The 26,118-nt window shown below is 42.9% G+C and carries 21 protein-coding genes; 15 read left to right on the top strand and 6 right to left on the bottom strand.

The genetic code is table 11. The features are described 5' to 3' along the window. Window positions 1-87 precede the first annotated feature (87 nt). Complete coding sequence (locus C1A07_RS03620; RefSeq protein WP_101875900.1) at window positions 88-702, bottom strand: hypothetical protein; 615 nt, start codon at window positions 700-702, stop codon at window positions 88-90. Between the two features lie 56 nt (window positions 703-758). Next, on the bottom strand, window positions 759-1,781 hold the full coding sequence (locus C1A07_RS03615) for a PTS transporter subunit IIC (RefSeq protein WP_101875899.1): 1,023 nt from the start codon (window positions 1,779-1,781) through the stop codon (window positions 759-761). 199 nt (window positions 1,782-1,980) lie between these two features. Between C1A07_RS03615 and C1A07_RS03605 the strand changes: the two genes are divergently transcribed. The 12 genes from C1A07_RS03605 to C1A07_RS03550 all read left to right on the top strand — a co-directional run bounded on the left by C1A07_RS03605 (window position 1,981) and on the right by C1A07_RS03550 (window position 14,899). Continuing rightward, window positions 1,981-3,300, top strand: a complete 1,320-nt coding sequence (locus tag C1A07_RS03605) for a tetratricopeptide repeat protein (RefSeq protein WP_101875897.1) — start codon at window positions 1,981-1,983, stop codon at window positions 3,298-3,300. 86 nt (window positions 3,301-3,386) lie between these two features. Next, window positions 3,387-4,247 (top strand): methylenetetrahydrofolate reductase [NAD(P)H], encoded by an 861-nt coding sequence (gene metF / locus C1A07_RS03600; RefSeq protein ID WP_101875896.1) that lies wholly within the window; start codon window positions 3,387-3,389, stop codon window positions 4,245-4,247. 11 nt (window positions 4,248-4,258) lie between these two features. Further along, window positions 4,259-4,951, top strand: a complete 693-nt coding sequence (locus C1A07_RS03595) for a vitamin B12 dependent-methionine synthase activation domain-containing protein (protein WP_242972238.1) — start codon at window positions 4,259-4,261, stop codon at window positions 4,949-4,951. Between the two features lie 15 nt (window positions 4,952-4,966). Beyond that, complete coding sequence (locus tag C1A07_RS03590) at window positions 4,967-7,375, top strand: homocysteine S-methyltransferase family protein (RefSeq protein ID WP_101878027.1); 2,409 nt, start codon at window positions 4,967-4,969, stop codon at window positions 7,373-7,375. A gap of 3 nt (window positions 7,376-7,378) precedes the next feature. Next, the gene (locus C1A07_RS03585; protein WP_101875895.1) at window positions 7,379-8,041 is read left to right on the top strand and encodes an HAD family hydrolase; all 663 of its coding nucleotides are present in this window, start codon (window positions 7,379-7,381) and stop codon (window positions 8,039-8,041) included. Next, on the top strand, window positions 8,038-9,066 hold the full coding sequence (locus C1A07_RS03580; protein ID WP_101875894.1) for a metal ABC transporter substrate-binding protein: 1,029 nt from the start codon (window positions 8,038-8,040) through the stop codon (window positions 9,064-9,066). Before C1A07_RS03585 ends, C1A07_RS03580 begins: the two co-directional genes overlap by 4 nt. Then, a complete protein-coding gene (locus tag C1A07_RS03575) occupies window positions 9,063-9,773 on the top strand; it encodes a metal ABC transporter ATP-binding protein (protein WP_101875893.1) in 711 nt (236 codons plus the stop codon). Before C1A07_RS03580 ends, C1A07_RS03575 begins: the two co-directional genes overlap by 4 nt. Beyond that, complete coding sequence (locus C1A07_RS03570; protein WP_101875892.1) at window positions 9,770-10,588, top strand: metal ABC transporter permease; 819 nt, start codon at window positions 9,770-9,772, stop codon at window positions 10,586-10,588. The genes C1A07_RS03575 and C1A07_RS03570 overlap by 4 nt, the downstream gene beginning before the upstream one ends. A 2-nt stretch (window positions 10,589-10,590) precedes the next feature. Then, window positions 10,591-11,964 (top strand): TrkH family potassium uptake protein, encoded by a 1,374-nt coding sequence (locus C1A07_RS03565; protein ID WP_101875891.1) that lies wholly within the window; start codon window positions 10,591-10,593, stop codon window positions 11,962-11,964. Window positions 11,965-12,011: 47 nt separating this feature from the next. Further along, complete coding sequence (locus tag C1A07_RS03560; protein ID WP_101875890.1) at window positions 12,012-12,662, top strand: potassium channel family protein; 651 nt, start codon at window positions 12,012-12,014, stop codon at window positions 12,660-12,662. Window positions 12,663-12,747: 85 nt separating this feature from the next. After that, the gene (locus tag C1A07_RS03555; protein ID WP_101875889.1) at window positions 12,748-13,938 is read left to right on the top strand and encodes a CobW family GTP-binding protein; all 1,191 of its coding nucleotides are present in this window, start codon (window positions 12,748-12,750) and stop codon (window positions 13,936-13,938) included. A 4-nt stretch (window positions 13,939-13,942) separates the two neighbouring features. Continuing rightward, entirely contained in the window at window positions 13,943-14,899 is a 957-nt protein-coding gene (locus tag C1A07_RS03550; protein ID WP_101875888.1) for a TIGR03943 family putative permease subunit, read from the top strand. Window positions 14,900-14,991: 92 nt separating this feature from the next. Here C1A07_RS03550 and C1A07_RS03545 read toward each other — a convergent pair whose 3' ends face one another. Further along, complete coding sequence (locus C1A07_RS03545; protein ID WP_101875887.1) at window positions 14,992-16,464, bottom strand: polysaccharide deacetylase family protein; 1,473 nt, start codon at window positions 16,462-16,464, stop codon at window positions 14,992-14,994. Window positions 16,465-16,673: 209 nt separating this feature from the next. On the opposite strand from C1A07_RS03545, the gene C1A07_RS03540 reads away from it, so the two are divergent. After that, window positions 16,674-17,927 (top strand): D-alanyl-D-alanine carboxypeptidase family protein, encoded by a 1,254-nt coding sequence (locus tag C1A07_RS03540; protein WP_101878026.1) that lies wholly within the window; start codon window positions 16,674-16,676, stop codon window positions 17,925-17,927. A gap of 83 nt (window positions 17,928-18,010) precedes the next feature. Then, window positions 18,011-19,210, top strand: coding sequence for a coenzyme F420-0:L-glutamate ligase (locus C1A07_RS03535; RefSeq protein ID WP_101875886.1), 1,200 nt, complete (start codon window positions 18,011-18,013; stop codon window positions 19,208-19,210). Between the two features lie 70 nt (window positions 19,211-19,280). On the opposite strand, the gene C1A07_RS03530 is transcribed toward C1A07_RS03535, so the two are convergent. The 3 genes from C1A07_RS03530 to C1A07_RS03520 all read right to left on the bottom strand — a co-directional run bounded on the left by C1A07_RS03530 (window position 19,281) and on the right by C1A07_RS03520 (window position 21,849). Then, window positions 19,281-20,348, bottom strand: coding sequence for an FUSC family protein (locus C1A07_RS03530; RefSeq protein ID WP_101875885.1), 1,068 nt, complete (start codon window positions 20,346-20,348; stop codon window positions 19,281-19,283). Continuing rightward, the gene (locus tag C1A07_RS03525; protein WP_101875884.1) at window positions 20,345-20,782 is read right to left on the bottom strand and encodes a MarR family winged helix-turn-helix transcriptional regulator; all 438 of its coding nucleotides are present in this window, start codon (window positions 20,780-20,782) and stop codon (window positions 20,345-20,347) included. Before C1A07_RS03525 ends, C1A07_RS03530 begins: the two co-directional genes overlap by 4 nt. Before the next feature lie 131 nt (window positions 20,783-20,913). After that, window positions 20,914-21,849, bottom strand: coding sequence for a hypothetical protein (locus C1A07_RS03520; protein ID WP_101875883.1), 936 nt, complete (start codon window positions 21,847-21,849; stop codon window positions 20,914-20,916). A 370-nt stretch (window positions 21,850-22,219) separates the two neighbouring features. On the opposite strand from C1A07_RS03520, the gene C1A07_RS03515 reads away from it, so the two are divergent. Next, entirely contained in the window at window positions 22,220-26,092 is a 3,873-nt protein-coding gene (locus C1A07_RS03515) for an InlB B-repeat-containing protein (protein WP_101875882.1), read from the top strand. The last annotated feature ends 26 nt before the right edge of the window (window positions 26,093-26,118 follow it).

The following is a 26,118-nucleotide window of genomic DNA, read 5'->3' as shown; positions in this document are numbered from 1 at the left end:
AGGCGCTAAGCGCTCATAACAATAAATAAAAGTGATAAAAGGAGGAAACGGTTAGTAAGCTGCCGCCTTTTATCACTTCTTTTTTGTCTAAATGTTCTTTTTCTGAACCTCTCCGTTTTCAATCCACTGTCCATCTTCGTTTACCTGATATCCGTCAGGAGTGACAGTGTCAGTTAAGAAAACGCCGTTTTCATCAAAATAATAACAGCGTCCGTTGATCCATGCCCACTGATTCATATAATAGGTACCGTTGTCTAAATAATATCTTCTGTCATTATTCCATCCGGCTGTATCAAAGGTTTTTCCAATACTTTTATTAGAAGGAGTTCCATTGTCAGCCAAAGGAATAGAATTTAAATGGACAATAGGGGTAGCCTGGCCGAAATCATATGCAAAATAAGAAATATAATTACTGCCGATTTCAGAGGAGGGCTTTGTCTGCACCACAGAATTTACAGTCCACTCGCCTAAGCTGTTTACCTGATATCCGTCAGGCGTAGTAGTATCCATTGCAATAGAATATTGCTGGAAGAAGTAGCACTCTGCCGTGCCGTCGTGGTTTCCGTCAATCCAGTACCAGCCGTCCCGGATATTTTCTTCATTAACAGAATAGCCCCAGTCCCCTAAGGCGTTTACCCACCAATAGCTGTTGGCAAAAGCGTTAAAGCATGTTAATGAAGAGAAAAAACCTGACAGAATCAATACCTTTCTTATTTTTTCATGTTATCCACCTCTGGATTTTCATTGAAATAGAAACTTTACAGATCCAGTTTTAAGTCGCCGTCCTTAATCCATCCCAGCTTTCTGGAAATCTCGCCTAAAATAAAAGTGAGAAAAGCCGGAAGAATAAAGCATATGAGAAGAATACCCAGCCACATTTTGCTGCCACCGCCCATAGATGTGTAAACTCCAATAGGCCCTACTAAACCGCAGGTTCCCATGCCGGAGCCGGCGGGAATATTGGTCATTTGGAATACTACAGTGGCAATAGGCCCTGTAATCATGGAGGCTACAGTAGGCGCAATCCAGATTTTAGGATTTTTTACAATATTGCCCATCTGAAGCATGGAAGTGCCCAGGCCCTGAGCTAAGAGACCGCCGATGCCATTTTCACGGAAGCTCATTACGGCAAAACCGATCATCTGAGCGCAGCAGCCTGCCGTAGCCGCGCCTCCCGCTAAACCGTCCAGCTCCAGCATAATACAGATTGCCGCGCTGCTGATAGGCAGAGTGAGGGCGATGCCGATTAGTGCAGAAACTAAAATTCCCATAAAAAAGGGCTGCATCTCAGTGGCCGTTTTTACCACATTTCCAAAAGCAGTCATAAAAGCAGAAACTCCCGGCCCTACAAACTGGGCCACTAATACGCCTGTAATAATAGTGACGCCGGGAGTTACAATAATGTCCACTCTGGTTTCCTTGGACACGATTTTCCCCAATTCTGCTGCAATAATAGTAGCAACTAATGCTCCTACAGGTCCGCCTAAAGCGTTTCCTGCAATGCCTACAGTGGCGGCTGAAAACAATACAAGTTGAGGGGCCTTTAAAGCGTAGGCAATAGAGATGCCCAAGGCAGCTCCCGTGGCGCCTTTGGCATAGTCCGCTATAGTATTAAAAATAGCAATCCCTGTTTTTTCCCCTACAGTTGCAAAAATTGTGCCTATCAAAAGAGATGCAAATAAGCCGAATGCCATAGCACCCAGAGCATCAATGAGATAGGTTTGGACGGTGATGTTCACGTTCTTGCGGTGCAAGAAGCCTTTGAATCCTGTCTCTTCCATTATAAATCTCCTTTATGTATCTGGTTTTGCACACATTCAGCCTGTTAGCCAAAGCAGTTGCTGGTAATTGTATCAGGGAAAATTGGAAAAAGCAAGTAAATGTTAAAAAAAAGACAATCTTAATTTTTCAGAAGCTTGCATTTATGGAAAACCTTACTTATAATGGTGAGCAGAATAGAGAAAGGGTGACTGAAAAATAATGACAGGAGAGGAATGGAGCCGTCAGGGAATCTCCTTTGTGGAGGAAGGAAATTATAAGGAAGGGATAAAATGTTTTAGAAAAGCAGCAGCTTTAGGGGACGCTTTAGGCATCTGTAATCTGGGGTGGTGTATGGAGCGGGGAGCCGGGACAGAGGCAGATGAAAAACAGGCTTTCTGGCTTTACAGTCAGGCTGCAGAGCTGGGATATGTTCCAGGTATCTGTAATCTGGCCTCCTGCTATGAAAATGGCATAGGTACAGAGTGCAGCCAGGAGAAGGCTGTGAAATTATATTTAGAGGCTGCTGAATGTGGATATCCCAGGGCCTGCCGTCTGCTTTCTGCCTGTCTGGAGGATGGAAGAGGAACAGAGAAAAATGAGGAGCAGGCATTTTACTGGATGAGCAGAGCAGCAAAAGGCGGGGATGTAGAAGCAGTGACAGAACTGGGCAGATTCTGTGAATTTGGTATTGGAAGGGAAGAGAGCTTAGAGGAGGCTGTGGCCTGCTACAGGCTGGCGGCAAGTCAGGGGGACGCTTTCGGTCAATGCCGTCTGGCCTGGTGCTGTGAAGCGGGACAGGGAATCGCGCAAAGCTGGGAACAGGCCTTTTACTGGTATACTCAGGCGGCGGGGCAGGGAAATCCCAGAGCTATGACAGGACTGTATGTTTGTTTGAGAGAGGGACTTGGAACAGAAAAAAATGAAGCTTTAGCCTTGGAATATTTAACAAAGGCGGCAGAATTATCATACGGGCCTGCCAGGTGGAGCCTGGGCTGCACTTATTATTTTGGAGAGTGCGGACAAAAGCAGGATTACAGCCAGGCGAGAAAGCTATTTTTGCAGGCTGCAAAATCAGGGATTATGGAAGCCTGTTTCTATTTAGGCTGGATGTATTGGGATGGCACAGGCGTTGAAAAGGATTACAGCCAGGCTGTATATTGGCATAAAAAAGGAGCCGACCTGGGGGACAGATACTCTATGTTTTATTTAGGAATGGCATGTATAATGGGCTTGGGAATAAAAAAGGATATAAAAAACGGGGAGGATTGGTTTTTAAAAGCAGGGAAAGAAGGGGTGAGAAGCGCTTATTATATGCTGGCTTACTTGCAGGCCGTTCAGGAAAAGCCGGGGAAAGAAAAAGCTATTTATCAATATTTAGAGAAAGCCAGCCAGGAGGATAAAAGGGAGTTTAAATGGGTGCTGGAGGATTTTCGGGACAGACCGGAGGATTTTGAAATTATAATGGAAGGTTTGGCCGAGAAGATGAAAGAGGGGCGGGGAAAAGAAAAATTGATTAAGATTTTAACAGGTTTGATTTAATAAGCTTAACAGGGAATTATCTTGTAGACTGAAAAGATGTGTGCTATACTTCGGGGATAGTGAAAAAGTGAAGAAAGGGATTAGACGTGAAGATAAAAGACATTTTAGATAAAAGAACTCCTACTCTGTCTTTTGAGGTTTTTCCTCCAAAAACAGAAGATAAATATGAATCTGTAATGAATGCGGCTATGGAGATCGCCAGACTGGAGCCTGCGTTTATGAGCGTTACATATGGGGCAGGAGGGGGAACCAGCCAATATACTGCAGATATTGCCGCCGCCTTAAAAGATCAGGCAGGGGTTACGCCCTTGGCTCATTTAACTTGTGTTTCCTCTACAAAGGAAAAGGTGAGACAGGTTTTAAGCCAGCTAAAGGAAAAGAATATTGAAAACGTGTTGGCTTTGAGAGGAGATATTCCTGAGGGAGGGCCTGTGGCAAAAGATTTCCGATATGCTTCTGAATTAATTGATGAAATAAAAAAAGCCGGAGATTTTTGTATTGGGGCTGCGTGTTACCCAGAAGGCCATGTGGAATCTGCCAATAAAACTATAGACATTGAATATTTGAAAGAAAAAATTGATGCAGGCTGCGATTTTGTGACTACACAAATGTTTTTCGACAACAATATTCTGTATAACTATCTTTACAGAATCAGAGAGCGGGGAATTACAGTGCCTGTAGTGGCGGGAATTATGCCTGTGACAAATATAGGACAGATTAAAAGGATCTGTCAGATGTCGGGAACTGCTCTCCCTGTCAGGTTTAAGGCGCTGTTAGACAGGTTTGGCGACAATCCTGGGGCTATGAAGCAGGCGGGCATCGCATATGCCACAGAGCAGATTATTGATTTAATAGCCAACGGCGTAAACGGAATACATGTTTATTCTATGAATAAGCCTGATATTGCCGGGAAAATCAAGGAGAATCTTTCAGAAATTATAAATTGAAAGTAAAAGATATGAAAGAAATAGAAAAATGCAGGGAACTGACTGAGGAAGAAGACAAGTCTTTTATATGGAAGGAAACCAGAAGGTATTTAGGCCTGGGAGCAAAAGCAGGCGACAGTATGACAGAGGAGCTGATTAGTCAGTGTTTAAAGGACCTGGAAAGTACTGCGGCGCCTAAATGGGCGGTAAAAGAGTTTCCCTTAAAAATTCAAGGGGACAGGATTTATACAGAAGGATTTTCCACGGAAAGCAAAAGTCTTTTAAAAAACCTGGCAGGCTGTGAAAAAGTAATAATTTTTGCGGCCACTCTTGGAACCGGCGTAGATCATTTGATCCGGCGTTATGAAAAAATTCAGATGAGCCGGGCAGTAGTGCTGCAGGCGGCGGCAGCGGCGTGGATTGAAGAGTTCTGCAACAGGAAAAACAGAATGCTGAAGGAAGCTTATGAAAAAGAAGGATGGTTTTTAAGACCTAGATTTAGCCCTGGGTATGGGGACTTTCCCTTAGAATGCCAGCAATCAATTTTAACTGTTTTAGAGGCAGGAAAAAGAATCGGGCTGACGTTGACAGACAGTATGTTAATGGCGCCGTCTAAATCTGTATCAGCTGTAATAGGGGTGGGAAGACAGCCTGTAAACTGCAGGCTGGAGGGCTGTGAAAGCTGCGATAAATCAGACTGTCAGTTTAGAAGATCAAAGGAATAGGAGGGCGGCATAATGATGGAAATAATGAATCAACTTGGAAAAAAAATCTTATTTTTTGACGGCGGCATGGGCAGCCTGCTTCAGGAGAAGGGGCTGAAGCCGGGAGAACTGCCGGAAACCTGGAATGTGCTTCATCCTGAGATTGTTACGGCGATTCACAGAGAGTATTTGGAGGCAGGCTGCAATATTATTACTGTTAATACATTCGGAGCTAACAGGTTTAAATATAATGAAGAATCCCAGTTTCATTTAGAGCAGATTGTGGATGCTGCTGTGAAAAATGGAAAAGAGGCGGTAAAGCAGGCTGAGAAAATCACTGGAAAAAAAGGATATGTGGCTTTAGATATGGGGCCTACAGGAAAGCTTTTAAAGCCTTTGGGAGATTTGGATTTTGAGGACGCTGTTTCTGTGTACAGTGAGATTGTTAAAATCGGCGCGAGAGAAGGCGCGGACTGCATAATTATTGAGACTATGAGCGACGGCTATGAGATGAAGGCCGCAGTTTTGGCTGCAAAGGAAAATTCTCATCTGCCTGTATTTGCCACAGTAACTTTTGATGAAAAGGGAAAGCTGCTGACAGGAGGAGACGTGCTGTTCACAGTGGCTTTGCTGGAAGGTCTTGGTGTGGACGCCTTAGGCATAAATTGTGGATTAGGGCCGGTTCAGATGAAGCCTATTGTGGAAAAGCTGCTGGCCGAGGCTTCTATTCCTGTTATAGTGAACCCTAACGCAGGATTACCCAGAAGTGAAAATGGAAAAACTGTATATGATATTGATCCTGGGCAGTTTGCACAGACAGTAAAAGAAATTGTTGAAATGGGAGCCTGGATTGTAGGAGGCTGCTGCGGGACAACGTCTGAGCATATGAGAAAAACAGTGGAGCTTTGTAAAGAGATTTCTCCTGTTCCTATACAGAAAAAGGAAAAGACAGTAGTGACCTCCTGGTCTCATGGAGTGGAAATCGGAAAAGATCCGGTGATTATTGGAGAAAGAATAAACCCAACTGGAAAATCCAGGCTGAAACAGGCGCTGAAGGACTATGATCTGGACTATTTACTTCAGGAGGGAGTGGCGCAGCAGGAGAACAGAGCCCACATTTTAGACGTTAATGTAGGGCTTCCAGGCATTAATGAGCCGGAAATGATGGAAGAAGTGGTGAAAGAGCTTCAAAGCGTGCTGGATTTGCCTCTTCAGATTGACACCTCTGATCCGGAGGCTATGGAGCGGGCTATGAGAGTTTATAATGGAAAGCCTATGGTAAACTCTGTAAATGGAAAAGAGGAATCTATGAACGCCGTATTTCCTCTTGTGAAAAAATACGGCGGCGTTGTAGTTGCTCTTGCTTTAGATGAAAAAGGAATTCCAGACACAGCGCAGGGCCGTTTGGAAATTGCAGATAAAATATATAAAAAAGCTTTAGAGTACGGAATAGAAAAAAAGAATATTGTAGTAGACGCTTTGTGCTTAACTATCAGCTCTGACAGTCAGGGAGCTGTTACTACTTTGGAGACAGTCAAGCAGTTAACAGAAAGAAATTGGAGAACTGTTTTAGGCGTATCTAATATTTCCTTTGGACTTCCTCAAAGAGAGATTATTAACGGCGCATTTTATACAATGGCTCTTCAAAATGGCCTTAGCGCGGCTATTATTAACCCAAATTCTCAGGTAATGATGAAGGCTTTTGACAGCTACAGGGCTTTAGCGGCTTTTGACAGCCAGTGTGCAGATTACATTGGAATGTACGCAGGAACAGGGGAAACTGTATCCAGACAGACAGCTCAGGGAAGTCAAAAATCATTATCTTTAGGAGAAAGTATTGAAAAGGGATTAAAGGACCAGGCCGTACAAAAAGTGGCAGAGCTTTTGGAAACCAGGGAAGCGTTAGAGATTATTCAGGAAGAAATGGTGCCTGCCTTAGACAGAGTGGGACAAAAGTTTGAAAAAGGAATTATGTTTCTGCCTCAGCTTTTAATGAGCGCGGAAGCTGCCAAGGCGGCGTTTGAAATTATTAAAATCCGGCTGGCAGAAGGCGGAGAAAAGCAGGAGAAAAAGGGAAAAATTATTCTGGCTACTGTAAAGGGAGATATTCACGATATTGGAAAAAATATTGTAAAGGTGCTTTTGGAAAATTACAGTTATGAAATTATAGATTTAGGCAAAGACGTGCCGCCGGAAACTGTGGTGGAGACAGCTGTAGAAAAACAGGTGAGGCTGGTAGGATTAAGCGCTCTTATGACTACTACAGTGCCCAGTATGGAGGAGACGATTAAGCTGCTTAGAAAGCAGGCGCCAAAGGTAAAGGTGATGGTAGGCGGAGCTGTTCTTACAGAGGAATATGCTAAAACAATAGATGCAGATCAATATTGTAAGGACGCTATGGCTTCTGTAAAATACGCGGAATCTATTTTTGGAAAGAAGGAATAAGAAATGTATGGCTGCTGTATTTTTGATTTAGACGGAACTTTATTAAATACAATACATGCTCTTACCTACACCACCAACCAGGTGTTAGGCAGATTAGGACTGGCCCAGGTGGACGAGGCTCACATGAAGGTGTTTGTAGGAAACGGATATAAAAAGCAAATGGAGCGTTCTCTTTTATATGCAGGAGATAAGGAGCTGAAACATTTTGAAGAAAGTCTTTCTATATATAAAGAGGAGTTTGCAAAGCACTGTATGTATCAGGTGGAGCCTTATGAGGGGATCAGACAGCTTTTAACCTGGCTGAAGGAAAAAAATGTAAAAATAGGCGTGCTTACAAATAAGCCTCACCAAAGAGCAGTGGAAAATATAGAAGGAATTTTCGGAAAAGGATACTTTGACTTTATTCAGGGAGAACAGGAGGGCATTCCCAAAAAGCCTGATCCCACAGGGCTGCTTGCCATGATAAAAAGTATGGGAGCCTGCCCAAAAGACTGTCTGTATTTTGGAGATACAAATACAGATATGGAAACAGGAAGGGCAGGAGAAGTGGACACGGCGGGAGTGCTGTGGGGCTTTCGCAGTAAAGAGGAGCTGGAAGCATTTCACCCAAAATACTTATTAAATAAACCGGAAGAGTTAATCAGAATTTTAGAGGGCGGTCAATGACAAAAAAAGGAAAAGCCGGCAGAAGAGCTACGTCTTTGTTTACAATTACAGCCATATTGTTTATGCTTTCAGCTGTGATTGCAGGGGCAGCCGGCTGCGGAAGGGAAAAAACAGAACAGGGAGAGCCTGAAAAACAGGAGAAAATGTCTATAGTGACAACTATTTTTCCTTATTATGATTTTATCCGTCAAATAGCAGGGAACAAGGCAGAAATAGCTTTAATTGTGCCAGCAGGTATGGACAGCCACTCTTTTGAGCCTACGCCTGCAGATGTAAAAAAAATTCAGGAAGCAGACGTGATTATCAGAAACGGCGGATCTATGGAGCACTGGATGGATGAAATATTAGTGGCTGCAGATGTGGACCAAAGCCATGTATATACAATGATGGATTATGTGGAGCTTTTTGCTGAGGAGTTAGTGGAGGGGATGGAGCCGGAATCAGAGGAACATAAAGGGCACAGCCACAGCGGTGAAGGTCAGAACCATGAAGAGGAGTATGACGAGCACATTTGGACTTCCCCTAAAAACGCATTGGCAATTACAGAAAAAATCCAGGACATTCTTTCAGCGGAGGACCCGGAAGGGGAAGCCGTATACAGAGAAAACGGGAATGTATATAAGGAGCAGTTAAAAAACCTGGACAAAAAATATCAGGATTTAATGGAAACCAGAAAAAGAAATATGATAATTGTGGGAGACAAGTTCCCTTTCCGGTATTTGGCGGAGGATTATGGCCTGGAATACAGGGCCGCGTTTTCCGGATGCAGTGAAGACTCGGAGCCTAGCGCCAAAACTATTGCTTATTTAATTAACAAGGTAAAGGAAGAAAAAATACCGGCAGTGTATTATTTGGAGCTGTCCACCCGCAGGGTAGCGGAGATTATCAGCGAGGAGACAGAGGCGGAGCCTCTTTTACTTCACTCCTGCCATAATGTTACCAGAAGGGAATTTGATTCTGGCATCACATATATGCAGCTTATGGAAAATAATTTAGAAAATCTGAGAAAAGGATTAGATGAATGAATGCACTGATAACATGCAGCCATGTAGACTTTGGATATGAAAACTACGATGCAGTCGTAGACGTTTCTATGGAAGTAGAGCAGGGAGATTACCTGTGTATTGTAGGAGAAAACGGAGCTGGAAAAAGTACGCTGATGAAAGGGCTTTTAGGGCTTTTAAAACCTACAGCCGGGGTAATTGAAATAGGGGATGAGCTGAAAAAAACAGGGATTGGCTACTTGCCGCAGCAGACTGCGGCTCAAAAGGATTTTCCGGCTACAGTGTGGGAGGTGGTTCTGTCTGGCACTTTAAGCAGAATGGGACTTAGACCCTTTTACAAAAAAGAGGAGAAGGAAAGGGCTGTCCAAAATATGGAGCGGTTAAATATTTCTCATCTGAAAAATCAGTGTTTTAGAGATTTATCCGGAGGGCAGCAGCAAAGAGTTCTTATAGCCAGAGCCTTATGCGCCACAGAAAAGCTGTTGATTTTGGACGAGCCTATTACAGGCCTGGACCCTTCTGCGGCCCAGGAATTTTACAGGCTGATTCACAAATTAAATAAAGAAGAGCAGGTAGCCATTTTAATGGTTTCCCATGATTTGCAGAATGCAGTGGAGCAGGCTGACAAGATTCTGCATTTAAAACAAAAAACTTTATTTTACGGAAGCTCTCTGGAATACAGGAAAAGCCCTGTAGGGCGTAAGTTTTTAGGAGGGAAGGATATATGAGCATAATTGGAGAAATTTTATCTTACCCGTTTTTAGTAAGAGCTCTGGCAGGAGGAATTATGATTTCCCTTTGTGCCTCCCTTTTAGGAGTAAGTCTGGTTTTAAAAAGATACTCTATGATTGGAGACGGCTTATCTCACCTATCCTTTGGGGCCTTATCTATTGCTGTGGCCGCCGGATGGTCCCCTTTAAAGGTTTCAATTCCTATTGTGGTGGCTGGGGCAATATTTTTGCTGCGCCTGACAGAAAGGTCAAAGGTGAGAAGCGACGCTGCCATTGCCGTAATATCTGCCAGCGCGCTTGCTGTTGGTATTACAGTTACATCCCTGACAACAGGAATGACAACAGATGTAAGCAGCTATATGTTCGGCAGTATTTTGGCAATGACAAAAGAAGATCTGATTTTTGCGGCCTTTTTATCAGGGGCAGTGCTTTGTTTATTTATATTGTTTTACCACAGAGTATTTGCCGTAACATTTGATGAAAATTTTACAAAAGCCACAGGGGTAAAAGTGGGATGGTATAATATTTTATTTGCAGTTTTAACGGCTGTTACAATTGTGCTGGGAATGAGGATGATGGGAGCTATGCTGATTTCCAGTTTAATTATTTTTCCGGCTCTTACATCTATGGGCATACTGAAAAGCTTTTTAGGAGTGGTAGTAGCTTCCGGACTAATTTCCATATGCTGTTTTGTTGCCGGAATGATTATTTCTTATGAATGGTCGATTCCTGCAGGAGCCAGCGTAGTTCTTGTTAATCTGGGAGTTTTTCTGCTGTGTACATGTTTTAGGACGGCAGCTGGGAGGAAATGAAAATGGAAACATCAGGCATAAAGAAAACAGCGTCTAATAAGAAGGGGACTCATTTATCTCAAACTCAGTTTATTGCATATGGCTTTTTATGTTTAATACTTGCCGGAGCTTTACTGCTTATGCTGCCTTTTGCCAGCAGAGACGGCCAAAGTATAGGATTTTTGGAGGCTCTTTTTACTGCTACCAGCGCTTCCAGCGTAACAGGGCTGGTAGTTGTGGATACCTGGAGCCAATGGACCTTATTTGGCCAAATAGTTATTATTACCCTGATTCAGATTGGAGGCCTTGGATTTATTACAGTAGGCGTATTTTTCTCCATAGTCCTTCGGAGAAAAATAGGGCTGCGGGAGCGGGGAATGCTTCAGGAAAGTATTAACGCCCTGCAGATTGGAGGCATTGTCAGACTGGCAAAACGGATTATTACAGGAACAATTATTTTTGAAGGAGCAGGGGCAGTTGTGCTGGCAGCCAGATTTATTCCTGATTACGGCGTAGCCAAAGGCATTTTTTACGGTATTTTCCACGCAGTGTCTGCTTTCTGCAACGCAGGCTTTGATCTGATGGGGCAGAATGAGCCCTATTGTTCCTTAGTAGGGTATTATGATGATTTGGTGGTGAATATAACAATCATGCTTCTGATTATTATTGGAGGTATTGGATTTGTAGTGTGGAATGATGTTTACCAGCATGGAATTCATTTTAAAAGGTATATGCTCCACACAAAGATCGTTCTGCTGACCACAGGAATCTTAGTATTTGGAGGAGCGCTTTTAATATTTTTATGCGAAAATCACTACCTGATGGAGGATATGAGTGTAAAAGGAAAGGTGCTTACCTCTTTATTTGCATCGGTGACAGCCCGTACAGCAGGCTTTAACTCTGTAGATGTGGCGGCTATGCAGCCGGGCAGCAAGTTTATTACAATTATTCTTATGTTTATCGGGGGAAGCCCAGGTTCTACAGCAGGAGGAGTGAAAACTACGGCCATTGTGATTCTGCTTCTCAATGTAATGTCCAATATAAAAAGAACGAACGGAGTAAATATATTTGGACGCCGCTTAGAGGAGGACGTAGTAAAGAGAGCCAGCGCTACATTTACTATTAACATATTTTTGGCAGTCAGCGTATCTGCAGTTATTATGATTTTACAGCCTCAGCTGAATATATCCGACGTGGTATTTGAGACTACCTCAGCCATAGGCACAGTGGGAATGACTACAGGAATCACAAGAGATTTGTCCCAGATTTCCCGCCTGTTAATCGCTTTGCTTATGTACTGCGGCCGTATAGGAAGTCTGACCTTTGCCTTGGCCTTTACCCAGCAGAAGATTATATCTCCTGTGAAACAGCCGGTAGGGCGGATAATTATTGGTTAAAAGTATCAGTATGTAAAAGGCAAATTGAGAAGTAAAGGAGAATGTGTATGAAGTCTATTTTAATTATTGGTATTGGCCGTTTTGGAAAACATTTGTGCATGAATCTGGCAGAGCTGGGCAATCAGATTATGATTGTAGATACAAAGGAGGAAAATCTAAGCGACCTTTTGCCTTATGTAGTCAGCGCTAAAATCGGAGACTGTACAAATGTAGAGGTTTTAAAAACTTTAGGCATTTCTAATTTTGACATTTGTTTTATCTGTATCGGAACGAATTTTCAGAGCAGCCTGGAAATCACCAGCCTTGTAAAGGAAATGGGGGCAAAACATGTAGTCAGCAAGGCTACCAGGGATATTCACGCCAAATTTCTGCTGCGCAACGGAGCTGACGACGTTATTTATCCTGACAGAGACGTAGCCGAGGCCTTAGCCAGAAGATATTCCGCCAACCATGTTTTCGATTATATAGAGCTTTCAGAGGACTATTCTATGTATGAAATTCCTCCTCTTCCAGACTGGATTGGAAAAAGCTTAAAGGAGCTGGATATTAGAAATAAATACCAGGTTACTATTATTGGAAGCAAAATCGGGGAAAAAGTAGATTTTCTTCCTGCAGCTGACAATAAGATAACAGAAGACCAGCATTTAATGGTGGCCGGTAGAAAAGAGGATATTGATAAAGTTTTGCAGAAGCTGTAATAAGGCCGTCTGCCCTTGATATTTAAAATTGATTGTGCTACTATTGCTTTTAGATTTAAATGGCATATAAAGGAGGATGGACACCATGACAAAAATAGATATTATTTCAGGATTTTTAGGAGCAGGCAAAACTACATTTATTAAAAAACTGTTAGAGGAAGCTATAGCAAGCGAGCAGGTAGTGCTGATTGAAAATGAGTTTGGCGAGATTGGAATTGACGGAGGCTTTTTAAAGGATTCAGGTATTGAAATCAGAGAAATGAATTCCGGCTGTATTTGCTGTTCCTTAGTAGGGGATTTTGGAAAATCTTTAGAGGAAGTGCTTGTAAAATATAAACCTGACCGTGTAGTTATCGAGCCGTCAGGAGTGGGAAAGCTGTCTGATGTAATGAAGGCTGTGCGGGATGTGGCCTCTGATCTGGATGTTGTATTAAACAGCGCGGTTACTATTGTAGATGCCTCTAAATGCAAAATGTATATGAAGAATTTCGGAGAGTTTTTTAATAATCAAATAGATTTTGCAGGCACCATTGTATTCAGCAGAACAGACGTGGCTCCAAGTGCAAAGGTACAGGCGGCTGTAGACATGATCAGATCCAGAAATGAAAAGGCAATAATTGTAACAACCCCGTCTTCCCAGCTGACAGGGGCTCAGCTTTTAGAAATAATTGAAAAACCTGATACTATGGAAGAAGAGCTGATGGCAGAGGCAATGAAAACATTTGAAGAACATCACCATCATCACGACCATGGAGAGCACTGTGGCTGCGGCCACGACCATGACCATCACGAGCATGACCACGACCATGAGCATGATCACCATGAGCATGACCATCACCACGATCACGACCACGGAGAGCACTGCAGCTGTGGCCACAACCATGACCATCACGACCATGATCATCACGAGCATGACCATCATCACGATCACGACCACGGAGAGCACTGCGGTTGCGGCCACGACCATGAGCATGATCATCACCATCATCATGCAGATGAAGTTTTTACAAGCTGGGGGCTGGAGCATGTAGGTCCCTGCAAAAAGGAAGACCTGGAGGCGGTGCTGGACGAGTTGGCTTATGGAGCCTCCTACGGAGATGTGCTTAGAGCAAAGGGAATGGTTCCTGGAGAAGAGGAAGGCCAGTGGTATTACTTTGACCTGGTTCCAGAGGAATATGAGATCCGCATAGGCAATCCTGAGTATACAGGGAAGGTTTGTGTAATCGGAGCAAACTTAAAAGAGGAAGAACTGAAAAAAGCATTTGGCAGGAGTTAATAATATGGGACCAATGATTGAAGATGATGTAATGCCGGTATTTTTAATAAATGGATTTCTGGAAGCCGGAAAAACAGAATTTCTTTCTTTTACTATGGAGCAGGAATACTTTCAGGTAGAGGGAAAAACGCTTTTAATTGTCTGCGAAGAAGGAGATACTGAGTATGATAAGCAGCTTTTAGAAGAGACTAACACAGCAGTCGTTTATGTAGAAGATTTTTCCCAGATGACGCCTCAGTGGCTGGAGGAAATAGAACTGCTTTACAATCCGGAAAGAGTTGTAATTGAGTGGAACGGCATGTGGAATCAGGATGACTTAAAAATTCCTGAGGACTGGGTAATTTATCAGCAGATTACCATTGTAGACGGATCTACCTTTGATTTGTATTTAAAAAATATGAAGCCTCTTTTAGGAGCCATGTTAAGGAATACAGAGCTGGTGATTATGAACCGCTGCGACGGAATTGAAGAAGAAACCTTAGGCGTTTACAGACGTACCATTAAGGCCATGGGACGGAAGGCTGATATTGTATTCGAAACCTTAGAGGGAGAGGTGGAGCCGGAGATTACAGAAGAAGATCTGCCATATGACATGAAAGCAGATGTAATCCAGATCAGCCCTGAGGACTATGGAATCTGGTATATTGACTGTATGGATAAGCCGGAGCGATATGTGGGAAAGGTTGTGGAATTTACCGCCATGGTAATGAAAGCTCCTGATTTTCCTAAAAATTACTTTGTTCCGGGAAGAATGGCAATGACCTGCTGTGAGGCTGATATGACATTTCTGGGATTTGTGTGCAAGGCCAGAGAAGCCAGACTGTTGGAAAACGGAAATTGGGTAAAGGTGCGGGCTAAGGTTGCCGTGGAATATTGGAAGGATTACGGCGGAGAAGGACCTCTTCTTTACGCAGAATCAGTAGAGCCGGATAAAGAAATCAAAGATATAGTACAATTTTAAAATGTCAGTATAAATATACAGGAGCTGCTGCAATATGAATCAGATATTAAACTGGTTATATTGTGGCAGCTCCTTTGTTATCAGTGAAAAGATTACGCCTGGCCTGACTGGTCGCCGCCTCCCATAGGAGGTACAGGCACAGGTCTGCTTCTGTCGAAGACTTCAGAAACATCAAAAAGATCGCTTAAATGATCTTTTGTGGGATTAGTTTCAGGAAGATCATAATACATTCTGTAGCCGTCCAGATTGCGTCTGCCCTGGCGCATATAAGTATCCTGAATCTGAACCCAGTACTGGCTGGAGTCTACATTACAGAAATAGCGGAAGCCTGCATTATAAAGATAGACAAAACGTTCATTGTCAGTAGTATATGGATGCCAGTCGCCTATTTCTGCTCCAAAAGGATAGAGAATAATATCAGTAGGACCGATCAGAGACTCTACCTGGCTTTCCCATTTGTCAGTATCTGCATGGAAAGTGTCAATATCTACTCCCCCCAGATTTTTATGGCCCCAGCTGTGAGAAGCCAGCTCCCAGCCGTTATCTCTAAGACACTGAGCTACTTGCTTTGCAGTCTCCCTGTCAGCCTCCAAATTAGGATTTGTGTCCCTGTAGGACTCATCTGTGCGGTAGCCTAAAATACCGTTATATCCTGTAAAAGCAATAATCGCCCTGGCGCCTTTATAAGAAAAATCAGGATGCTCCTGAATAAAATCCTCTAACAGAGGAATTAAATCATAAGAACCTACAGAGACGGAACCATCATCCATTTTCATTTCACAAGTAGGCTTGCCGTCAGGGCCTATAATAATTCTGCTGGCAAATCCGTCCCCCTCCATATATTCATAATAGCACACGTCGTCCTGAGACATAACGAAAGGCTTTTTGCCCTCCGGCAGCATAATATCCCCTTCCTTAAAATGAGGCTGACCATTTTCATCAGTAACCTCATATGCAATATCGTGGATTCTAACCAGCACAAAACCTTTGTCATACATTGACTGAAGAATTTTCATAAATTCATCTTTTGTAGTCATCACCTGGTTATATCCGGGAGTTCTGCTGTCCCCGTCAAAAGCTTTGGAAGTGTCCATAATCAGAGAGTGGAAAAATACATGGGTAACTTCCTTAGGATTTGCCCGGACTAAGGTGGACTTAACAGCTTCATATCCGGCGATAGCCTGAGACACCTTTGGATCTGAGGCATATTCTTCATTTTCAGAAAGCAGGGCAATGGCCTTGTCATAGTCATATCCTGCGGCAAGACGGTCTGCCTGGGCGATTAAAGCATCCACGCCGGTTAAATTATTTTCTGCATCCGTCTGAGCCGGGTCATCTGAGCCATTATCCTGGGAAGAGGAATCCGGATTGATCTCTGAAGCATTGCTGGGGGTGGCCCCATTCACATTGGAAGAAAAATGGCCTTTTATCTTTCCCGTAAGGAACCATACGGCAAAGCCTAATATAACAGCCGCGGCTAAACAAAGGAAAACCACAGGCAAATGGCTGATAAATCTTCGTCTTCTTCTGCGGCTGACTCTTCTTCTATATTCACTTTTACTCATATTAAAACAACTCCCGTAATTTATCTTAAAAAAGTAACACCTTTAGAATACCTTGTGAATGATTCTTAAAGTTCTTTGTTCTTATAAGCTAGTATATCATATGGCGTCGTATTTTGTCATAAAATTTCTCTTACATTTTTAAAATAAAAAGTATGAATGAAGAAAAAACGGCTTATACATTAATAATGGCAGAAATAGGCAGGGATGTTATGAAAAGAATACAAGTCATTTTGCTTACAATACTGCTGGCTGTTCTTATTCCAGTGGAAAATGTAGCGGCTAAAGAGGTAGCCGTGTCGGTAAGCAGTGATGCAGTAATTCAGAGAATTGCAGAAACAGAAGAGACTGCGGCCACGGGGGCGGTAGATATTCAGGCGCCAAGTGGGATTTTAATGGAAGCAGGCACAGGCCAGGTAATTTTTGAAAAGAATCCAGATGAACAGAGAAGCCCGGCAAGTATAACAAAAATTATGACCTTGATTCTGATTTTTGACGCGCTGGATTCAGGGAAAATCAAGCTGGACGATCAGGTAGTGACAAGCGCCTATGCAAAATCCATGGGAGGCTCCCAGGTCTTTTTAGAGGAAGGCGAGGTACAGACAGTTGAAACCTTAATTAAATGTATTGTGGTAGCCTCCGGAAATGACGCTTCTGTAGCTATGGCAGAATACATAGCCGGAAGTGAGCAGGAATTTGTAAGAATGATGAACGAAAGGGCCCAGGGCCTTGGAATGACAGGCACTCATTTTGAGGACTGCTGCGGCTTGACGGAATCGCCTACTCATTTGACTACAGCCAGAGACATTGCTTTAATGTCCAGAGAGCTGATTAACAAGTATCCCCAGATTCACAATTATTCTACAATATGGATGGAAAATATTACTCATGTAACAAAGCAGGGCACAAAAGAATTTGGACTGTCCAATACTAACAAGCTTTTGAAAATGGCTACAAATTTTGAAGTTACAGGTTTAAAAACAGGCTCCACATCCATTGCAAAATATTGTCTTTCTGCAACGGCAAATAAGGACGGAGTCAGGCTGATTGCAGTAGTTATGGCGGCGCCTGATTATAAGGCCAGGTTTGCAGATGCAGTTTCTATGCTGAATTATGGATATGCAAACTGCAGTCTTTATGAAGATAAAGAGATGCCGCCTTTGGAGAACATGAAGGTTTTGGGAGGAAAAACGGAAGAAGTGCCTTTAAAATATGAAGGAACCTTTTCTTATCTGGGTATGAACGGGGAGGATTTTTCGGCTGTAGAGAAAACTGCGGAGCTGGAAGAAGCCCTGCAGGCCCCTGTGGAACCTGGACAGAAAGCCGGAGTGCTGCGGTATAGTTTGGGAGGAAAAGAATTAGGTCAGGTAGAGATTGTCACAGACGGGTCTGTAGAAAAAGCCGGATTTTGGGATTACATAAAAAAAGCGGCATTTGGGTGGCTGGTGAAAGAAAAAAACTTGTAGGGGGATAAAAATTATAGTATAATACATAAAGGTCCGCGCCGCCTATGGCGCAGAAAATTTGAAAACACAGGAGAACGATCAATATGGATAGAATGGTGGGAACTGTATCAAGAGGAGTTAGAGCGCCAATTATACGCGAGGGAGACGATCTGGCCCAGATCGTAGTAGACTCTGTATTGGCAGCTGCTGAGTCAGAGAATTTTGAAATTAGAGACAAAGATGTTGTAGCTGTGACTGAGGCTGTAGTGGCAAGAGCACAGGGCAACTATGTAAGTGTAGATCAGATTGCCCAGGATGTAGAGAAAAAGTTTGGCGACGATACTGTAGGAGTAATCTTCCCAATTCTCAGCAGAAACCGTTTTTCCATCTGTTTAAAGGGAATTGCTAAGGGCTGTAAAAAGGTTGTGCTGATGCTCAGCTATCCTTCAGATGAAGTTGGAAATCACTTAGTAGATATGGATTTATTAGATGAGAAAAATGTAAATCCCTGGAGCGATGTGCTGACAGAAGCTCAGTACAGAGATTATTTTGGCTATCAGAAGCACTACTTTACAGGAGTAGACTATGTAGAGTACTATAAGCAGTTGATTAAAGAGGCCGGCGCAGAGGTGGAGATTATTTTCGCCAATAATCCAAAAGCAATTCTGAAATATGCCACAAGTATTTTAAACTGCGACATTCACACAAGACAGAGAACAAAGAAAATCCTTTTAGCAAACGGAGCAAAAAAGGTTTATTCTCTGGACGATATTATGACAGAGAGCATTGACGGAAGCGGTTACAACGACAGATATGGTCTTTTAGGTTCCAATAAAGCTACAGAGGACACAGTAAAGCTGTTCCCTATTCACTGTCAGGATATGGTAGACAGAATCTACTCCATGATGAAAGAAAAAACAGGAAAAAATGTTGAGGTTATGATTTATGGAGACGGAGCATTTAAAGATCCTGTAGGAAAGATCTGGGAGTTAGCTGATCCGGTGGTATCTCCTGCTTATACCAAAGGCCTGGAGGGAACTCCAAATGAAGTAAAATTAAAATATTTGGCTGACAATGATTTTGCAGGGCTTTCTGGTGAAGAACTGAAGGAAGCCATTAAAAGTTATATCCATGACAAGGATGAAAAGGCTGCCAGCTTAAAGGGAACTATGGTGACTCAGGGAACTACTCCAAGACGCCTTACAGATCTCATTGGTTCTTTAGCTGATCTGACCTCAGGAAGCGGCGACAAGGGAACTCCTATTATTTACATTCAGGGATATTTTGACAATTATACAAAATAGAAGCTTAAAAGTGAAAAGCTGTATGGCGGAAGGTTTTTTTGTACCTTGCCATACAGCTTTTTTAACATGTCTAAGCAGCCTGCTGTCCAGTCTCAATTCGATTCTGAAAATAATTCATAGTTTTGTTAAGGGCCTGGTGAAAGATAAAGCCGTAAACAGCGCCCAGCATATTATTAAGCACCCGGAAAAATACAGCCTGAGGAAAACCTAAAAGTCCTGCCGCTATAGAAATAGATCCCAGAGAGTTAAAGGCAGACTGCCAAATGTAAGTGGCGGAAAATCCTACTCCTATGCCGCCCAGGATTCCAAGAAAGGGAATGAAAGAAGGAGGAAGAATGATGTAAAGTCCAACAAACAAAAAACCTCCCATTATATTGCCGGGAATCCTGCGGCGCACTCTGTAAGACAAGTCATTTTGAAAGGGCAGAAGCACGGACATAGCCGCAATGCCTACCCACATAGGGCGGGGCAGGCGAAGGAGCTGAGCTAACAGTATAGAGGAGGACACGCCTAATGTAATAAGAAGCTGCCATCTGCTGCGGGCGGAGAATAAACGAAATTCTTTAAAAACCTGCAGAACAGTTCGCTTATAGGTGCGTTTGCGGTGATTGCGCCAGTAAATGATTCCAGTAAAAACAGCTCCTACAGCCATTCCCACTACGCGCAGAAAATAGGCCTTTCCAGATACGTCGTAGCCGAACAACAGTAAATATCCCAGCACAAAGGTGGAATGATTGGACATAATTACATTGTGGCAGCCTAATACCATAAGTAAAAAAATACATGCTGCATGGATAAAAAATCCGGGAAAAGGACCGGCTATATTGGCCAGATGAGGGCCAAAGGCCATAACGGCAAACAGAAAAAGCATCACAGGAACACCGTGTTTTGCATGGATACCTAAGTCAGCCTGTCTGAATACCATGACGGCAAGGAGCACGACTACTCCTGTAATACTGTTATCAGCCCCAAAGATTTTACTGTAAAATAAGACGAAGGCCATACAAAATCCTAAAGTTAAAGCAACCTTAAACATATAAACGGCAGTATGCTTAAGCTTTTCTGTCTTTGTACCTGAATGGCGTATTAAGGCTTTAGAGCCAGCTTGATTTAGCTGTAATTCCTGATAAAAGGTCATAATTTTCCTCCTGAATTTTTATTGGCCTCTTTAATCAGAGACATAAGCTGACTGAACTTACTGTCGCCTAAAGACCTTTGGAGAGCGTATACAGGAGACAAATATTCAGTATAAATTTCAGTTAAAATTTGATTTCCAGTCTGAGTAATGGAAAGTCTGCAAACTCTTTTGTCTTTAGAATCATAAGACCTTTCCAGCAGCCGTTTCATCTCCAGCTGTTCTGTCAGGCGGCTGATAATAGACTTTTTTAGCCCCATGGCCTTGCTTAAATCAGAGGGGGTTAAAGGCGTTTGGGACAGAATTAGACGGGACAGCAAATCTATTTCCTGGGATGAAACAATTCGATTCTTTTTTGCGCGGCTGATATTTAAGCTGGAAAAAAGCCGCAGAGCCTGCATATTTTCCATCATTTCCAGCCAGTGATATTCTTTCATTATTCCATTTCCTCACTTAAAAAAGTTCACTTTGTAAACTAAATGGAATTATAAAGGCAAAATAGTGTTATGTCAAGTAATTTTATTGTAAGGTTTAGGGGTTGCAGAAAGGAATTGTACACTAATAGTAATTACACGGAATAATTTTGGTATTTTGCTAATATTGAAATAATCATTTGTTTATATTGGCTGGAAGAAAGGCGGCAGGCATTTAAAATTTCTTTTTCAGAATAGCCGGAAGCCGACATTTGCAGCAAGGTTTGTTCTGGTTCTGAAAGTAAAGAAAGAAAATCTTCCTGTTCCAAAAGGAAATCAACGTCCGGCATATGTGCATCCGCCAAAATCCGATACAGCGAGAAATCGTCCTCAGGATAGGGGGAGCGCCCGTCCAGGGTACAGGTTTCGGAAAAAGTATATTGATAGCTGCCGCCAGCCTTCTGTAATGTGTTTTTCACATATGTCATGGCAAATTGAGAGAATTCGTACAGATTTTCATTATATTCTATTACTGCGTCAATAAAAGCCTCCTGCCCGATGGCCCGCCGGTCCTCCATTGGTATTGACCTGGATGTAGTTCTTAAAAGGCTTTGAATAGAAGATTGATACAGACCAAGAAGATCTATCATTTCCTGGGAACAGCGGGCGTTCTGAATACTGGATTGCTTTAACTCCTTTATTTTGCGCAGCAGGTAATCTTCAGTTTTTTCCTTTAGAGAAAAGGCCCAGTAATGTGTACGTTCAAGCTCTATTTCCTGGTCAAAGAGAAATATGGCGGGAAAAGGAATATTTTGATTTTGAAGAATGCGGGATAACTGAGCCAGCTTTTTGGGGGTAGAGGATACGTGGAAAGAACGGCTTTGGTTTTCTGCCTGACGGATAAACAGCTGGAGACAATCTGGGTTAAAACCAATGTCCACATATTCTGGCAGGATAGTCCTGGCATTTTTTCCAAAAGAGAGAGTCCCCTTATTACTGACAATAATCTGAGTCAGAATAGGCAGTGCCTCTGGCGCCAGCCAATCAAGGTGCTGAGGAGCGGATGCAGGTCTTGTCTTTAAAGTTTTCATAAATAGTTCCTCCTTTGCAATAGAATTGTCATTTGTTCTGTAAATATAAAGGTCTGCTTCTAAAGTGCATCCTTCCATTATAGTACAAACAGGAAAAATATGGTACTAAAAATTTATTTTTATAACGCTCTTGACGTTGGAAAAGAAGAATGTTATAGTTACACCATACAGATCCTTTCAAGGGACATTTCTGATTCATTGCCTGATCAGGCAGATAATTCCGGAATTTTTAATGAACAACATAGAAGTGGAACAAGTCTTACAGTCTGTACAAGTTGGCGCGCTGTAAAGGAAATCACATAGCTTTATTCTATTTATCAGGCAGATTCTGCCATTTTACCAACAACAAATTTTTCAGAAAGGTTAATGAATGATTAAAAATAAAATAAAAAAACTCAGCAGATATTTTAATTTCTGCCTGGCAGCCGCAGTCCTTACCCCCATTTTGTGCGGGTCCGGCTTAGCTTCCTATGGGCAGACAGGCACAGCCACGATTTCTGAGGCCGAGATTTTAGATCCAAAAAAGAAGGCTTCTTTGTCAGAAGCAGAGGTCTTGGAGGATGATAGTTCTTTTCTAATAATGGAGCCGGATAAAGAACTGGTGCCGTCCTACTATACTAAGACAGGGGATTGGTATATGTTTTTTGGCCGGGACGGCAAAAAATATTATAGAATCTACGGCGTCTGGGACGAGGAGGACCTTCCGGGATGGTATGATTGCAGTGAAGGAGGCAGAGTTGATCCGGAAACAAATTGTATATTTCCAGAAGAGGAATATACAACCTTAGCCCCGTTGATTTACCGCAGCGCAGAGCCTGAGGCAGAGGCATGGGAGGAGCTTCAGATATTAGAAGGGACCTCTGCGGTGTGTCTGGAAGATTTCGGCATAAACCAGGATAAAACTCACTATGATGTATGGGAAATCAGCAGTGAAGACGACTATTATGGAACTGCGGCCTGGTATTTTTACGGATATATTGAGAATACAGAAAATGTTAAGGAAAAGCAGGTCCGCTGGTATAGCTGCAGCCAGGACGGAACCATTGGCGGGCAGTCTCTTTACAAAAGCAGGGCTCTGGGAGCAGAATGGGGCACTCCGAAAATTTATGCACAGGGAGAAAATGTAGTAATTGAATATGAGTATACAGATTCCCAGTTCAGCACTGCAGGAATTTCAAGCGCAATAGGAGGTCTGCGTTTTGGAGTTTTTACAAACAATGCAAAGGCCAGAACATATTCCCAGGACTATGATTATTATATGTCCTCGGACCACCCAACAGGAAGTTCCTCCTATACAGGACTTTTAGGCTTTGACGTGGCTCAGATTACGGCCAAAAGCAGCAGAGGAGCCGATCAATTTGAATATGAGTACAGCGGTTCCTCCTCTTATACTCAAAGTGAAATTTTTTATGCTGAGTACGATCAGGAAAATGAAGAGTGGGATTATGTAAGAGACGAGGATGGAAGGGCCAGTAAATTCCAGGCATATAATAGGGATAAGCTGTCTATAGAAGGAATTACAAAATGGGCCAGCAGAGATCAGGAGGACGGAAATATTTCCAAATATATGGTGCGGCCTTATATAAAGTTTAAGGTGGTTATTCCGGAGCCGGCGGAAAATGTGACGGGATTTGCTTTCAGCTATATGAAATATGCCAATGATGGAGAAGGAGGCGACAATAATACTGGTCCCTACTGCAGTCCTACATGGGATATTAGGGCAGCCGTAAAAGCTACCAAGGCGAAAAACTTTACTTTCGACCCTAACGGAGGCGTGGGAGGAGGCACAAAGCAGCTTCAGTCGGCAGAGACATTTGGAGGGAATCTGCCTTCCGCTTCCAGAACAGGTTACAAATTTGAAGGCTGGTACACAGAAAAAACAGGAGGTGAAAAAATCACCTCATCCACCAAAGTTCCAGATAAAGATACTACATATTATGCAAGATGGACTGTGAATCAGTATACGGCCTTCTTAGATGGAAATGGCGGTAAGGACGGCGGTACTATTACCCGAGATTATGGACAAAAACTAGGTGTTCTTCCTGAAAGTCAAAGGACAGGATATTTGTTTAACGGATGGTGGACATTAGCCGCGGGGGGTAGACAGATTACGGCTGACACTCTTATGGGGGCTGAAAATACTACTTATTTTGGACATTGGAATCCGATTGTTTATGAACTGCGTTTCCATGGAAATGGAGCAGAATCAGGCTCTATGGATAATGCTTCACTTGAATATGATAAAGAATACAATCTTCCTGCCAACAAGTTTTTAAAAACAGGTTATGTATTTGAAGGGTGGACAGATTCTTCCGGCAAAACATATAAGGAGAAACAGTCAGTGAGAAACCTTAGTCAGACTCAGGGTGATATCATTGATTTTACAGCGAAGTGGAGGCCTGCAGAATACAAAATCATTTATAACGGAGGCGACGGAGAGACGGAGGGAAGTATGGAGCCTGTAATATGCCAGTATGAAAAATCTACAGTACTGTCTGAAAATCTGTATTTTAAAACAGGATATCATTTTAAAGAATGGAATACAGAAAAGGACGGAAAGGGCAGCAGCTATTCTCCAGGCCAGGAGATAAAAAATCTTACATCAGAAGATGGAAAGACAGTGAATCTATATGCCCAGTGGGAGCCAAATCAATATAAAGTGATGTTTCGCCCTGAGGGAGGCATTTGCAGTGAAGAAGAAAAAAATGTGGTTTATGGTCAGCCAATAGGAGAGCTGCCAAAAGCAGAGAGGGAGGATTATCTGTTTTTAGGGTGGTATGGAGATGATTACAGCTCTCCTGTAAATAAGGATACGATTTATGAGACTGCAGATAACAGTATTTTCACAGCAAAGTGGGAATTAGTATTTGAGGATCTGGGAAACGGCACTAACAGAAGGCCGGGAAAAGACGGAGTCTTAGGAACAGAGGACGATAATTACTATACAAATGGAGATGACAAAACACCGGGAACAGAAGACGATATAAAAGTATATCCTGGGGAGGACGGTTTATATGGAACAGAGGATGACTTTTATACTGATGCTCAGGGAGAACAGGTTTTTGCGGGAATGGATCAATCCTTTGCCACAGAAGACGATTACAAAATTTACGGAAAAGATTTTAACAAACGCCCTGGGGAGGATGGACTTTTCGGTGAGGATGATCAGCTGTGGTGGAACGGCCAGGACGGAAAACCAGGCAACGCAGATGATAAAAGAATATGGCCTGGACAAGATGGAATTTATGGGACAGAGGATGATTATTACATCAATGACCAGGGAAACCAGGTTTATGCAGGGGAGGACAAAAAATTTGGCACAGAAGACGATTATATAGACAATGGCAACGGCAGCAATACCCGCCCGGGAAAGGATGGCCTTTGGGGAACAGAGGATGATGAGTATTACACCAACGGAAAGGACGGAAAGCCGGGAAACCAGGATGATGAAAAAATATACCCAGGGGAGGACAAAGAGTACGGAACAAAGGACGATTATGTAGATAACGGGGATGGCACAAACACCCGTCCCGGGGAAGACGGAATCTGGGGAACAGAGGACGATGAACATTACACCAATGGGAAGGATGAAAAACCGGGAAATCAGGATGATGAAAAAATATACCCAGGGGAGGACAAAGAGTACGGAACAAAGGACGATTATGTAGATAACGGGGACGGCACAAACACCCGCCCTGGGGAAGACGGAATCTGGGGAACAGAGGATGACGAACAGTGGGACAATGGGCCTAATGGAAAACCGGGAGATAGTGATGACCAATTTATTGGATACCCGAATCAAAAGCCTTCTGACTTCGGAGACGGAGAAAATTCCGGGAATTCAGGAGGAGGGTCAGGCGGCGGTTCCGGCGGTTCAAGAGGCGGCAGCTCCGGCAGCGTTGGAGGTCCTTTATCAGGGAGTTCAGGTCAGTGGATTCTAAATGAAACAGGATGGTGGTATCAGTATTCTGATGGGACATGGCCGGCAGATTGTTGGGCACAGCTGGAATATGAAGGAAAAATGGAATGGTATCATTTTAATGTACACGGGTATATGGAAAGCGGCTGGTTTACAGATAAAGACGGAAAAGTATATTTTCTTCACAATGTAGCTGACGGCACTCAGGGACATATGTATACTGGCTGGAAAGAAATTCAGGGAAAATGGTATTATTTTAACCCGGAATCCAATGGATATAAAGGAGCTTTATATGCAGATATGGTGAAGCCTGACCAGGGGTAGAGCTTATAATCATTAAGCCCACAAAA

The sequence above is a fragment of the Lachnoclostridium edouardi genome (genome assembly GCF_900240245.1).
GTDB lineage: Bacteria > Bacillota > Clostridia > Lachnospirales > Lachnospiraceae > Lachnoclostridium_A > Lachnoclostridium_A edouardi.
The sequence above is the reverse complement of the archived record's forward strand: the minus strand, read 5'-3'. Positions and strand labels throughout refer to the sequence as shown.